Below are 12,942 nucleotides of genomic sequence, written 5' to 3'. Positions count from 1 at the left end.
AGCAGGATTCGAACCTGCGAGAGGAGAGATCCCCAGAAGTACCCGCGGCCTTCGCACCGGGCACGCGTCGTCGGCCTCCCGAGATCAAGCCGGCTTCGGCACGTGTCTTCCAGATTCACCGCACGCCCGAGAGCGCACTCCACCGAAGGAACCGAGACCCTCGCACCGGGAGATCACCACCGTACGGCGCCGTGCTCCCGCCCGGCCAGCGATTTCCCCACCGGGCCGGGCAGGGCAGGGCAGGGGCCAGGGGCGGGACGGAACGCGACGAGGCCCGGCGCCCCCGAAGGGGTACCGGGCCTCGCGGAGACCGTCGGGGCTTACAGCCCCGCAGCGGCGCGCAGCGCGTCCACGCGGTCCGTGCGCTCCCAGGTGAAGTCGGGGAGCTCACGGCCGAAGTGGCCGTACGCCGCGGTCTGGGCGTAGATCGGGCGGAGCAGGTCGAGGTCGCGGATGATCGCGGCCGGGCGGAGGTCGAAGACCTCGTCGATGGCCTTCTCGATCTTCTCCGGCTCGATCTTGTGGGTGCCGAAGGTCTCGACGAAGAGGCCGACCGGCTCGGCCTTGCCGATGGCGTAGGCGACCTGGACCTCGCAGCGGCCGGCCAGGCCCGCGGCGACCACGTTCTTGGCGACCCAGCGCATGGCGTAGGCGGCCGAGCGGTCGACCTTGGACGGGTCCTTGCCGGAGAAGGCGCCGCCGCCGTGGCGGGCCATGCCGCCGTAGGTGTCGATGATGATCTTGCGGCCGGTGAGGCCGGCGTCGCCCATCGGGCCGCCGATCTCGAAGCGGCCGGTCGGGTTGACCAGCAGGCGGTAGCCCTCGGTGTCCAGCTTGATGCCCTCGTCGAGCAGCGCCTTCAGCTCGGGCTCGACGACGAACTCGCGGATGTCGGGAGCGAGCAGCGAGTCGAGGTCGATGTCGCTGGCGTGCTGCGAGGAGACCACGACGGTGTCCAGGCGGACCGCCTTGTCGCCGTCGTACTCGATGGTGACCTGGGTCTTGCCGTCCGGGCGCAGGTAGGGGATCGTGCCGTTCTTGCGCACGTCGGACAGTCGCTTGGACAGGCGGTGCGCGAGGAAGACCGGCAGCGGCATCAGCGTCGGCGTCTCGTCCGTCGCGTAGCCGAACATCAGGCCCTGGTCGCCGGCGCCCTGCCGGTCCAGCTCGTCCTCGTCGCCCTCGACGCGGGTCTCGTAGGCGGTGTCCACGCCCTGCGCGATGTCCGGGGACTGCGAGCCGATCGACACCGACACGCCGCAGGAGGCGCCGTCGAAGCCCTTCTTCGAGGAGTCGTAGCCGATCTCCAGGATCTTGTCCCGGACGAGCTGCGGGATCGGCGCGTAGGCCTTGGTCGTGACCTCACCGGCCACGTGCACCAGGCCGGTCGTGATCAGGGTCTCGACGGCGACCCGGGACGTCGGGTCCTCGCGCAGCAGGGCGTCGAGAATGGTGTCGCTGATCTGGTCAGCGATCTTGTCGGGGTGACCCTCGGTCACGGACTCCGAGGTGAACAGGCGACGGGACACAACGCTCCCTGGGGTTGCAGCGGCTGCTGGCTGATCATTGGTGGACGGGACGGGGCTGCTGCCCGGCGGTCGTCCTGGAACAGTTTATCGGTCGCGCTCCGCCGCAGGGCCACCCGTCTCGCCTCTCGGGAGCGCTGTGACCTGCGGCACGGGCATTCTGCCCATGTTCTGCGGCATTGGCCAGGGGCGCCACGCCTGGATCGAGCGCGCGGCGGACGGCGTGGCGAGCGGAGCCGGTCAGCGCAGGCGGCCGGCGACGAGGTCCCACACGGTGTCGGCGAGCGCCTCCTTGGGGCCGTGCGGGACGGGCGTCTCACCGCCGTCGGCGGCCAGCACCACGGCCTCGTTCTCCTCGGCGCCGAAGGTCTTGCGCTCCCCCACCTCGTTGACCACGAGCAGATCGCAGCCCTTGCGCTCGAGCTTTCTGCGGCCGTTGGCCAGGACGTCGTCGGTCTCGGCGGCGAAGCCGACGATCACCTGACCGGGGCGCGCCCGGTCGGCGGAGATCTCGGCGAGGATGTCGGGGTTGCGGACCAGCACGACCGGGTCCGGGTCCTGCCCGTCCTTCTTCTTGATCTTGCCGGTCGCGTAGGTCTCCGGGCGGAAGTCGGCGACGGCGGCGGCCATGACGACCGCGTCCGCGTCGGCGGCCGCCTTCAGCACCGCCTCCCGCAGCTGGACGGCGGTGCCCACCCGGACCACGTCCACACCGGCCGGGTCCGGCAGCTCGGCGTTGGCGGCGACCAGGGTGACGCGGGCGCCGCGCGCCGCGGCCGTACGGGCGAGGGCGTAGCCCTGCTTGCCGGAGGAGCGGTTGCCGAGGAAGCGGACCGGGTCCAGCGGCTCGCGGGTGCCGCCGGCGCTGACGACGACGTGCCGGCCGGCGAGGTCGGGCTCCCGTACGCCCCGGGCGAGGACGCGGCGGCAGACCTCGAAGATCTCGGCGGGCTCGGGGAGCCTGCCCTTGCCGGTGTCGACGCCGGTGAGGCGGCCGACGGCGGGTTCGATGACGACGGCGCCGCGCCGGCGCAGCGTCGCCACGTTCTCCTGGGTGGCAGGGTGCTCCCACATCTCGGTGTGCATCGCGGGGGCGAAGACGACCGGGCAGCGGGCGGTGAGCAGGGTGTTGGTCAGCAGGTCGTCGGCGAGGCCGTGGGCGGCCTTGGCGAGCATGTCGGCCGTGGCCGGGGCGACGACGACCAGGTCGGCCTGCTGGCCGATGCGCACGTGCGGCACCTCGTGCACGGCGTCCCAGACCTCGGTGGAGACGGGATTGCCGGACAGGGCCGACCACGTGGCGGCGCCCACGAAGTGCAGGGCTGAGGCGGTGGGGACGACCCGGACGTCGTGTCCGGACTCGGTCAGCCTGCGCAGCAGCTCACACGCCTTGTACGCGGCGATGCCGCCGCTGACCCCCAGAACGACCTTCGGCTTGTCCACCGTCGTCTCTCCCCGAACCTCGGAAACGTGCAACCACCCCCCATGAGACACCACAGGCCCGGCAGACGTGCTGCCGGGCCTGTGGAAAAGTCAGCCGTGAGCTGACCGTATGACTTACTGGCCGGGGCCTTCGACGGCCTCGGAGGTCAGCAGCCCCGCGTTGATCTCGCGCAGTGCGATCGAGAGCGGCTTCTCGTGGACGTGGGTGTCGACGAGGGGACCGACGTACTCGAGGAGACCCTCGCCGAGCTGCGAGTAGTACGCGTTGATCTGGCGGGCCCGCTTGGCCGCGTAGATCACGAGGCTGTACTTCGAGTCGGTGGCCTCGAGGAGCTCGTCGATCGGCGGGTTGATGATGCCCTCGGGCGCGGAGATGGAAGAGGACACGCTCTACCTTCCGATGGATGGGAAAGAATCAGTCGCGATGATCAGCCACTGCGGCATGGTCGTCACGATCACACAACGTTCATCAAGGCTAGCAGCTCACGCGCCACGTCCTCGACGGAGGTGTTGACCAGCGTCTCGTCGAACTCGGGCTCGGCCGCGAGTTCGACCTTGGCCGCGTCCAGCCGGCGCTCGATGACCTCGGGCGGCTCGGTGCCCCGGCCGGTCAGCCTGCGCACCAGCTCCTCCCAGGAGGGCGGAGCCAGGAACACCAGCTGTGCCTCGGGCATCGACTCACGGACCTGCCGGGCGCCCTGGAGGTCGATCTCCAGGAGGACGGGCTCACCCGCCTCCAGGCGCTCCAGGACGGCCGCACGCGGCGTGCCGTAGCGGTTGCCGGCGAACTCGGCCCACTCCAGCAGCTCGCCGTTGGCGATCAGCTTGTCCATCTCGTCGTCGGTGACGAAGAAGTAGTGGACTCCGTGCTGCTCGCCCGGGCGGGGCTTGCGGGTCGTCGCCGACACCGAGAGCCAGACCTCGGGGTGTTCCTTGCGCATATGGGCGACGACCGTGCTCTTGCCGACCCCGGAGGGTCCGGAGAGCACGGTCAGCCGCGGACGTTCACTCATGCAGCGATTATTCCAGCAATCCCGGAGTGCCCGGGACCATCCCCGGGCGGACCGGGGTTCAGGAGCCGGTGCTGCCGAACTCGCGCTCGAGCGAGGCGATCTGGTTGGAACCGAGACCACGCACGCGGCGGCTCTCGGAGATTCCGAGTCGCTCCATGATCTGCTTGGCGCGGACCTTGCCCACGCCCGGCAGGGACTCGAGGAGGGCGGAGACCTTCATCTTGCCGATGACGTCGTTCTCCTGGCCCTGCTTGATGACCTCGTGAAGGGAGGCGCCGGAGTGCTTGAGTCGATTCTTGACCTCGGCCCGCTCCCGGCGAGCCGCGGCGGCCTTTTCGAGCGCGGCTGCGCGCTGTTCGGGGGTAAGGGGCGGAAGAGCCACGCCTACGTCACCTCGGATGTCGAACTGTCGGATACGGACCGGTGAGGAACCTAGTCGCCCCACACCTGGGGAGCCACGAGCAACACGCTCGCCCGTTGACTCTCGTCGGAGACTAGCGGTCAAGTCCGCCGGAGTCAGCGAGAACAGAGGAAAAGTCCTGGTCAGCCTCAGTCAGGACCGGATATTTCAGACATACTGCCCTGGATTTGAGGATGTATCCAGCCTCAAGCCGACCCCGGCGGACGCGACGGGGACCTCAGACCGACGCCACCGCGGTCCGGATCTCCTCCGCGAACCGCTCCGCGGCCGTCCGCAGCGCTCCGACGTCGGGACCGTGCCGCAGCACACCCCGGCTGACGTTCGGGACGACGTTGCGCACCGCCGCTCCGAAGACCCGGGGAAGGTCGGCCGCGGTGGCCCCCTGGGCGCCGATGCCGGGCGCGAGCAGCGGACCGTTGATCGCCAGGTCGTACGAGGACAGATCCCCCAGCGTGGCGCCGACGACCGCGCCGAAGGACCCCAGCGGCTCCTCCGCCGCGTTCTCCTCCGCGAGGTGGGCGAGCATCGTCGCGCCGACGTTCCGGCCGGCCGGGTCCTCGGTGCGCACGGCGTGCTGGACCTCGCCGCCCTCCGGGTTGGAGGTCAGCGCCAGCACGAACAGCCCGGCGCCGTTCTCCCGGGCCAGCTCGATCGCGGGCTTCAGGGAGCCGTAGCCGAGGTAGGGCGAGACGGTCAGCGCGTCGGAGAACAGCGGGGCGTCCTTGCGCAGGAACGACTCGGCGTAGGCGGCCATGGTGGAGCCGATGTCGCCGCGCTTGGCGTCCATGACGACCAGCGCGCCAGCCGCGCGGGCCTCCTCGACCGCCTTCTCCAGGACGGCGACGCCGCGCGAGCCGAAGCGCTCGAAGAACGCGCTCTGCGGCTTGAGGACGGCGACCCGGTCGGCCATCGCCTCGACGACCGTGCGGCTGAACCGCTCCAGACCGGCCACGTCGTCGTTCAGGCCCCACTCGGCGAGCAGGGAGGCGTGCGGGTCGATGCCGACGCACAGCGGGCCGCGGTCGTCCATGGCGCGGCGCAGTCGCGCGCCGAAGGGCTCAGTCATGCCGTCTTCCTCACATCGGCGCCGACCGCGTCGGCGAGGGTGGCGTAGGGGCTCTGGCGCAGGCGCGCGGCGAGGCCCTTGTGGATGGCGCGGGCCCAGAAGGGCCCCTCGTAGATGAAGGCGCTGTAGCCCTGGACCAGCGTGGCGCCGGCCAGGATGCGCTGCCAGGCGTCCTCGGCGTTCTCGACGCCGCCGACGCCCACCAGGGTGATCCGGTCCCCCACGCGCGCGTAGAGGCGGCGCAGCACCTCCAGGGAGCGGGCCTTCAGGGGCGCTCCGGACAGGCCGCCGGTCTCCTTGACCAGGGCGGGTCCGGACCGCAGGCCCAGGCCCTCGCGGGCGATGGTGGTGTTGGTCGCGATGATCCCGTCGAGGCCGAGTTCCACGGCCAGGTCGGCCACCGCGTCGACGTCCTCGTCGGCGAGGTCGGGGGCGATCTTCACGAGCAGCGGCACGCGCCGCGTGGTGACGGTCCGGTCGGCGGCGTCGCGGACGGCGGTGAGCAGCGGACGCAGCGCCTCGGTGGCCTGGAGGTTGCGCAGCCCCGGCGTGTTCGGCGACGACACGTTCACGACCAGGTAGTCGGCGTGGGGCGACAGGCGCTCGGCGGACTTCACGTAGTCCAGGACGGCCTCCGCCTCGGGGACGACCTTGGTCTTGCCGATGTTCACGCCCACGACGGTCTTGAAGACGGGCGTACGGGAGGCCAGGCGCGCGGCGACGGCGAGCGAGCCCTCGTTGTTGAAGCCCATGCGGTTGATCAGCGCCCGGTCCGCGACCAGCCGGAACAGCCGCTTCCTGGGGTTGCCGGGCTGCGCCTCCCCGGTCACGGTGCCGATCTCGACGTGGTCGAAGCCGAGCATCGCCATGCCGTCGACGGCGACCGCGTTCTTGTCGAAGCCGGCGGCGAGCCCGAAGGGCCCGTGCATGCGCAGGCCGAACGCCTCCGTGCGCAGTTCCTTGTACCGGGGCGCGAGCACGGCCGCGACGAAGGTGCGCAGCACCGGGACGCGCACGGCCAGGCGGATCCAGCGGAAGGCCAGGTGGTGGGCCTGCTCCGGGTCCATCCGCTTGAAGACGAGGTTGAAGAAGATCTTGTACATCGTGTCCTCATGAAGAAGCTCGAAGGCGAGCCTCATGAAGAGGGGGACACCGTTTCCGGTGTCCCCCTCAAGGGCTGCTAGTCGCGGGCCGCGGTCAGGAATTCCGCGTGTTCCTGGAGCGATCGGACGCCCACGTCTCCGTGGTTGAGGGCGTCGATGCCCTGGACGGCGGCGGCGAGCGCCTGGACCGTCGTCAGGCACGGCACGGACCGCGCCACGGCCGCCGTACGGATCTCGTAGCCGTCGAGGCGGCCGCCGGTGCCGTACGGCGTGTTGACGATGAGGTCGACCTCGCCGTCGTGGATGAGCTGGACGATGGTCTTCTCGCCGTTCGGGCCGGTGCCCTCGGACTGCTTGCGCACGACGGTGGCGTTGATGCCGTTGCGCTTGAGGACCTCGGCGGTACCGGAGGTGGCCAGCAGCTCGAAGCCGTGCGCGACCAGCTCGCGCGCCGGGAAGATCATCGAGCGCTTGTCGCGGTTGGCGACCGAGATGAAGGCGCGGCCCTTGGTCGGCAGCGGGCCGTAGGCGCCGGCCTGCGACTTGGCGTACGCCGTGCCGAAGACCGAGTCGATGCCCATGACCTCGCCGGTGGAGCGCATCTCCGGGCCGAGGACGGTGTCGACGCCGCGGCCGTGGATGTCGCGGAACCGCGACCACGGCATGACGGCCTCCTTGACGGAGATCGGCGCGTCGAGCGGGAGCTCGCCGCCGTCGCCGTGCTGGGGCAGCAGGCCCTCGGCGCGCAGCTCGGCGATGGTCGCGCCCAGCGAGATCCGGGCGGCGGCCTTGGCCAGCGGCACCGCGGTCGCCTTGGAGGTGAAGGGCACCGTGCGCGAGGCGCGCGGGTTGGCCTCCAGGACGTAGAGGATGTCGCCCGCCATCGCGAACTGGATGTTGATCAGGCCGCGCACGCCGACGCCCTTGGCGATGGCCTCGGTGGAGGCGCGCAGGCGCTTGATGTCGAAGCCGCCGAGGGTGATCGGGGGCAGGGCGCACGCCGAGTCGCCGGAGTGGATGCCGGCCTCCTCGATGTGCTCCATGACGCCGCCGAGGTACAGCTCCTCGCCGTCGTAGAGGGCGTCGACGTCGATCTCGATCGCGTCGTCGAGGAAGCGGTCGACGAGCACCGGCCGGGTGGGGCTGATCTCGGTCGACTCGGCGATGTACGACTCCAGGCGGGCCTCGTCGTACACGATCTCCATGCCGCGGCCGCCGAGCACGTACGACGGGCGGACGAGGACCGGGTAGCCGATCTCGTCGGCGATGGCCTTGGCCTCGGCGAAGGTGGTGGCGGTGCCGTGCTTGGGGGCCGGCAGGCCGGCCTCCTTCAGGACGCGGCCGAAGGCGCCGCGGTCCTCGGCGGCGTGGATGGCCTCCGGGGAAGTGCCGACGATCGGCACGCCGTTGTCCTTGAGGGCCTGGGCGAGGCCGAGCGGGGTCTGGCCGCCGAGCTGCACGACCACACCGGCGATCGGGCCGGCCTGCCGCTCGGCGTGGACGATCTCCAGCACGTCCTCGAGCGTCAGCGGCTCGAAGTACAGGCGGTCGGAGGTGTCGTAGTCGGTGGAGACGGTCTCCGGGTTGCAGTTGACCATCACGGTCTCGTAGCCCGCGTCGCTCAGCGCGAAGGAGGCGTGGACGCAGGAGTAGTCGAACTCGATGCCCTGGCCGATGCGGTTCGGGCCGGAGCCCAGGATGATGACGGCCGGCTTCTCGCGCGGCGCGACCTCGGTCTCCTCGTCGTACGCCGAGTAGAAGTACGGCGTCCGGGCGGCGAACTCGGCGGCGCAGGTGTCGACCGTCTTGTAGACCGGGCGGATGCCGAGCGCGTGCCGGACCTCGCGGACGACGTCCTCGCGCAGGCCGCGGATCTCACCGATCTGCTGGTCGGAGAAGCCGTGCCGCTTGGCCTCGGCGAGCAGCTCGCGGGTCAGCTCCGGGGCCTCGGCGATCTCTTCGGCGATCTCCTTGATCAGGAAGAGCTGGTCGACGAACCACGGGTCGATCTTCGTGTACTCGAAGACCTCCTCGGGGGTGGCACCCGCGCGGATGGCCTCCATGACCTTGTTGATCCGGCCGTCGGTCGGGCGCACGGCGTCGCGCAGCAGCTCTTCCTTGTCGCCGGTCTCGCCGACGAAGGTGAACTGGCTGCCCTTCTTCTCCAGGGAGCGCAGCGCCTTCTGGAAGGCCTCGGTGAAGTTGCGGCCGATGGCCATGGCCTCGCCGACCGACTTCATGGTGGTGGTCAGCGTGGAGTCGGCCTGCGGGAACTTCTCGAAGGCGAAGCGGGGCGCCTTGACGACCACGTAGTCGAGGGTCGGCTCGAAGGAGGCCGGGGTCTCCTGCGTGATGTCGTTCGGGATCTCGTCCAGCGTGTAGCCGACGGCGAGCTTCGCGGCGATCTTGGCGATCGGGAAGCCGGTCGCCTTGGAGGCGAGCGCCGAGGAGCGGGACACACGCGGGTTCATCTCGATGACGATGACCCGGCCGTCCTCCGGGTTGACCGCGAACTGGATGTTGCAGCCGCCGGTGTCGACGCCGACCTCGCGGATGATCGCGATGCCGACGTCGCGCAGCACCTGGTACTCGCGGTCGGTGAGGGTCATCGCGGGGGCGACGGTGATGGAGTCACCGGTGTGCACGCCCATGGGGTCGAAGTTCTCGATGGAGCAGACGACCACGACGTTGTCGTGCTTGTCGCGCATCAGCTCCAGTTCGTACTCCTTCCAGCCGAGGATGGACTCCTCCAGGAGCACCTCGGTGGTCGGGGAGAGCGTGAGGCCCTGGCCGGCGATGCGGCGCAGCTCCTCCTCGTCGTGCGCGAAGCCGGAGCCGGCGCCGCCCATGGTGAAGGAGGGGCGGACGACGACCGGGTAGCCGCCGAGCGTCTCCACGCCCTTGAGCACGTCGTCCATGGAGTGGCAGATGACCGAGCGGGCGGACTCGCCGTGGCCGATCTTCTTGTTGACCTCCTCGACGACCTCCTTGAAGAGGTCGCGGTCCTCGCCCTTGTGGATCGCCTCCACGTTGGCACCGATCAGCTCGACGCCGTACTTCTCCAGGACGCCGTTCTCGTGCAGCGAGATGGCGGTGTTGAGCGCGGTCTGGCCGCCCAGGGTGGGCAGCAGGGCGTCGGGGCGCTCCTTGGCGATGATCTTCTCGACGAACTCCGGGGTGATCGGCTCGACGTAGGTGGCGTCGGCGATCTCCGGGTCGGTCATGATCGTCGCCGGGTTGGAGTTCACGAGGATGACCCGCAGGCCCTCGGACTTCAGAACCCGGCACGCCTGGGTGCCGGAGTAGTCGAACTCGGCGGCCTGGCCGATGACGATCGGGCCGGAGCCGATGACCAGGACGGACTGGATATCGGTGCGCTTAGGCACGCTGGCCCTCCATCAGGGAAACGAAGCGGTCGAACAGGTAGGCGGCGTCGTGCGGGCCGGCTGCCGCTTCGGGGTGGTACTGGACGCTGAAGGCCGGCTTGTCGAGAAGCTGGAGGCCCTCCACCACGTTGTCGTTGAGGCAGACGTGGGAGACCTCGGCGCGGCCGAAGGGGGTCTCGGAGACCTTGTCGAGCGGGGCGTCGACGGCGAAGCCGTGGTTGTGCGCGGTGACCTCGACCTTGCCGGTCGTACGGTCCTGCACCGGCTGGTTGATGCCGCGGTGGCCGTACTTCAGCTTGTAGGTGCCGAAGCCGAGGGCGCGGCCCAGGATCTGGTTGCCGAAGCAGATACCGAACAGCGGGGTGCCCCGCTCCAGGACGGACTGCATCACGGAGACCGGGTGGTCGGCGGTGGCCGGGTCGCCCGGGCCGTTGGAGAAGAACACGCCGTCCGGGTTGACGGCGTACACGTCCTCGGCGGTCGCCGTGGCGGGCAGCACGTGCACCTCGATGCCGCGCTCGGCCATGCGGTGCGGGGTCATGCCCTTGATGCCGAGGTCGACGGCGGCGACGGTGAACTTCTTCTCGCCGATCGCGGGGACGACGTACGCCTCGGTGGTGGCGACCTCGGCGGAGAGGTCGGCGCCCTTCATCTCGGGCGCCTCCTGGACGCGGGCCAGCAGCGCGGCGTCGTCCTGGATGGCGTCGCCGCTGAAGATGCCGACGCGCATGGCGCCGCGCTCGCGCAGGTGGCGGGTGAGGGCGCGGGTGTCGATGCCGCTGATGCCGACGACGCCCTGGGCGGCCAGCTCCTCGTCCAGCGAGCGCCGGGAGCGCCAGTTGGAGGGCACGCGCGCGGGGTCGCGCACGACGTAGCCGGCGACCCAGATGCGCTTGGACTCGGGGTCCTCGTCGTTGACGCCGGTGTTGCCCACGTGCGGGGCGGTCATCACGACGACCTGGCGGTGGTAGGACGGGTCGGTCAGGGTCTCCTGGTAGCCGGTCATGCCGGTGGAGAAGACTGCCTCGCCGAAGGTCTCCCCCACGGCCCCGTAGGCACGGCCGCGGAAGACTCGGCCGTCCTCCAGGACGAGTACGGCGGGAACCTTGCTGGTTCCCCTGGTGGAGGTCGTCATCGTTCGGCGCCTTCCCTGGTGTTCGTTTCGGTCATGGAGTTCAGTACGTCGACCCACTCGTTGTGCTCGGCCGCTCGGTCCGAGCGGAAGCCCGAGTCGATCAGTTTTCCGCCGTGGGCCCAGGTCACGATGAGCAGTCCGCCCTCGGTGAGCACCTTTCCGGCGATGCCCTTGTCGAGCCGGGCCTCACGCAGGCTCGCGGCCGGGACGAAGAAGTCGGTCGCCCCGGGGCGTACGACCTCCAGTCCCGCGTCCGTCAGCGTGAGCTCGGCACGGCTGCGGGTGCCCAGGCCGTGTGCCACGATGCGGTCGAGCCACTGCCCTGCGGTGGTGGAGCCGTGGTAGCGGCCGCTCATCGTCAGTTTCGCCGGACCGGCGGCATCCGGCGCGGTGGGCAGCTCCGGCAGGTCCCCCTGGAGGGTGCCCCGCCATTTCCAGCCCTCGCGCATCAGCCAGTAGACGAGCGCGACGAAGAGGGCGAGACCGACGACCCAGCCGAGGCGGGCGGCCCAGTCGGTCACTTCCGCCGATTCCTTCTCGGCGGCCAGCAGGAGTACAGGTGTCACGTGAGCTTCCCGTCGACGAGCGTGGCCTTGCCCCGGAGCCACGTGTGCGTGACACGGCCCGGCAGCTCACGCCCCTCGTACGGAGTGTTGCGGCTGCGCGAGGCGAAGCCCGCGGGGTCCACGAGCCCACGGTATGCCGTGTCGACGAGGGTGAGGTTGGCGGGCTCACCAGCCGAGACGGGACGTCCGTGGCCCGAGGCCTGTCCGATCCGCGCGGGCGTGACGGACATCCGGTCGGCGACGCCGGCCCAGTCCAGCAGGCCCGTGTCCACCATGGTCGCCTGGACCACCGACAGGGCGGTCTCCAGGCCGACCATGCCCATCGCGGCGGCGGCCCACTCGCAGTCCTTGTCCTCGTGCGGGTGCGGGGCGTGGTCGGTGGCGACGATGTCGATCGTGCCGTCGGCGAGCGCCTCGCGCAGGGCCATCACGTCGCGCTCGGTGCGCAGCGGCGGGTTGACCTTGTAGACGGGGTTGTAGGTGCGCACCAGCTCGTCGGTGAGGAGCAGGTGGTGCGGGGTGACCTCGGCGGTGACCTGGATGCCGCGGGACTTGGCCCAGCGGACGATCTCGACGGAGCCGGCCGTCGACAGGTGGCAGATGTGCACGCGGGAGCCGACGTGCTCGGCGAGCAGCACGTCCCGGGCGATGATCGACTCCTCGGCCACGGCCGGCCAGCCGCCCAGGCCCAGCTCGGCGGAGACGATTCCCTCGTTCATCTCGGCGCCCTCGGTCAGCCGCGGCTCCTGCGCGTGCTGGGCGATGACACCGCCGAAGGCCTTCACGTACTCCAGGGCGCGGCGCATGATCTGCGCGTCGTGGACGCACTTGCCGTCGTCGGAGAAGACGGTGACGCCGGCCGCGGACTCGTGCATGGCGCCCAGCTCGGCGAGCTTGCTGCCCTCCAGGCCGACGGTGACGGCGCCGATGGGCTGCACGTCGCAGTAGCCGGACTCCTGGCCGAGCCGCCAGACCTGCTCGACGACACCGGCGGTGTCGGCGACCGGGAAGGTGTTGGCCATGGCGAACACGGAGGTGTAGCCGCCGGAGGCGGCGGCGCGGGTGCCGGTGAGGACGGTCTCGGAGTCCTCGCGGCCGGGCTCGCGCAGGTGGGTGTGCAGGTCGACCAGGCCCGGCAGCAGCACCTTGCCACCGGCCTCGACGACCTCGGCGCCCTCGGCGGACAGGCCGCTGCCCACCGCCTCGATGGTCTCGCCGTCGATCAGGACGTCCCGCGCCTCGCCGCCGAGGACCTTCGCACCACGGATCAGGATCTTGCTCAT

Annotated in this window: 11 protein-coding genes; all 11 read right to left on the bottom strand. The window is 70.6% G+C overall.

Annotated elements, in window-relative coordinates:
• Positions 1–320: 320 nt before the first annotated feature.
• The 11 genes from metK to ACSU6L_RS31145 all read right to left on the bottom strand — a co-directional run bounded on the left by metK (position 321) and on the right by ACSU6L_RS31145 (position 12,942).
• Positions 321–1,529: a methionine adenosyltransferase gene (gene metK, locus ACSU6L_RS31195; RefSeq protein WP_437062179.1), complete on the bottom strand. Its 1,209-nt coding sequence runs from the start codon at positions 1,527–1,529 to the stop codon at positions 321–323.
• Positions 1,530–1,766: 237 nt separating this feature from the next.
• The gene (gene coaBC / locus ACSU6L_RS31190; protein ID WP_365514625.1) at positions 1,767–2,969 is read right to left on the bottom strand and encodes a bifunctional phosphopantothenoylcysteine decarboxylase/phosphopantothenate--cysteine ligase CoaBC; all 1,203 of its coding nucleotides are present in this window, start codon (positions 2,967–2,969) and stop codon (positions 1,767–1,769) included.
• 114 nt (positions 2,970–3,083) lie between these two features.
• Complete coding sequence (rpoZ, locus tag ACSU6L_RS31185; protein WP_004933985.1) at positions 3,084–3,356, bottom strand: DNA-directed RNA polymerase subunit omega; 273 nt, start codon at positions 3,354–3,356, stop codon at positions 3,084–3,086.
• Between the two features lie 68 nt (positions 3,357–3,424).
• Positions 3,425–3,982, bottom strand: coding sequence for a guanylate kinase (gmk, locus tag ACSU6L_RS31180; protein ID WP_073941904.1), 558 nt, complete (start codon positions 3,980–3,982; stop codon positions 3,425–3,427).
• A 58-nt stretch (positions 3,983–4,040) separates the two neighbouring features.
• Positions 4,041–4,364 carry an integration host factor gene (locus tag ACSU6L_RS31175; protein ID WP_003977346.1) on the bottom strand — a complete coding sequence of 108 codons (324 nt, stop codon included), beginning with the start codon at positions 4,362–4,364 and terminating at the stop codon, positions 4,041–4,043.
• A 256-nt stretch (positions 4,365–4,620) separates the two neighbouring features.
• Positions 4,621–5,469, bottom strand: coding sequence for an orotidine-5'-phosphate decarboxylase (gene pyrF / locus ACSU6L_RS31170; RefSeq protein WP_437062176.1), 849 nt, complete (start codon positions 5,467–5,469; stop codon positions 4,621–4,623).
• The gene (locus ACSU6L_RS31165; RefSeq protein WP_437062174.1) at positions 5,466–6,572 is read right to left on the bottom strand and encodes a quinone-dependent dihydroorotate dehydrogenase; all 1,107 of its coding nucleotides are present in this window, start codon (positions 6,570–6,572) and stop codon (positions 5,466–5,468) included. Before ACSU6L_RS31165 ends, pyrF begins: the two co-directional genes overlap by 4 nt.
• A 77-nt stretch (positions 6,573–6,649) precedes the next feature.
• Positions 6,650–9,958: a carbamoyl-phosphate synthase large subunit gene (carB, locus tag ACSU6L_RS31160; protein WP_437062172.1), complete on the bottom strand. Its 3,309-nt coding sequence runs from the start codon at positions 9,956–9,958 to the stop codon at positions 6,650–6,652.
• Complete coding sequence (gene carA, locus ACSU6L_RS31155; protein ID WP_437062170.1) at positions 9,951–11,093, bottom strand: glutamine-hydrolyzing carbamoyl-phosphate synthase small subunit; 1,143 nt, start codon at positions 11,091–11,093, stop codon at positions 9,951–9,953. The genes carB and carA overlap by 8 nt, the downstream gene beginning before the upstream one ends.
• Complete coding sequence (locus tag ACSU6L_RS31150) at positions 11,090–11,659, bottom strand: PH-like domain-containing protein (protein ID WP_073941909.1); 570 nt, start codon at positions 11,657–11,659, stop codon at positions 11,090–11,092. The genes carA and ACSU6L_RS31150 overlap by 4 nt, the downstream gene beginning before the upstream one ends.
• Entirely contained in the window at positions 11,656–12,942 is a 1,287-nt protein-coding gene (locus ACSU6L_RS31145) for a dihydroorotase (protein ID WP_437062167.1), read from the bottom strand. The genes ACSU6L_RS31150 and ACSU6L_RS31145 overlap by 4 nt, the downstream gene beginning before the upstream one ends.

Origin of the sequence: Streptomyces sp. enrichment culture, assembly GCF_964272855.1 — a bacterium.
Taxonomy (GTDB): Bacteria; Actinomycetota; Actinomycetes; order Streptomycetales; family Streptomycetaceae; genus Streptomyces.
The sequence above is the reverse complement of the archived record's forward strand: the minus strand, read 5'-3'. Positions and strand labels throughout refer to the sequence as shown.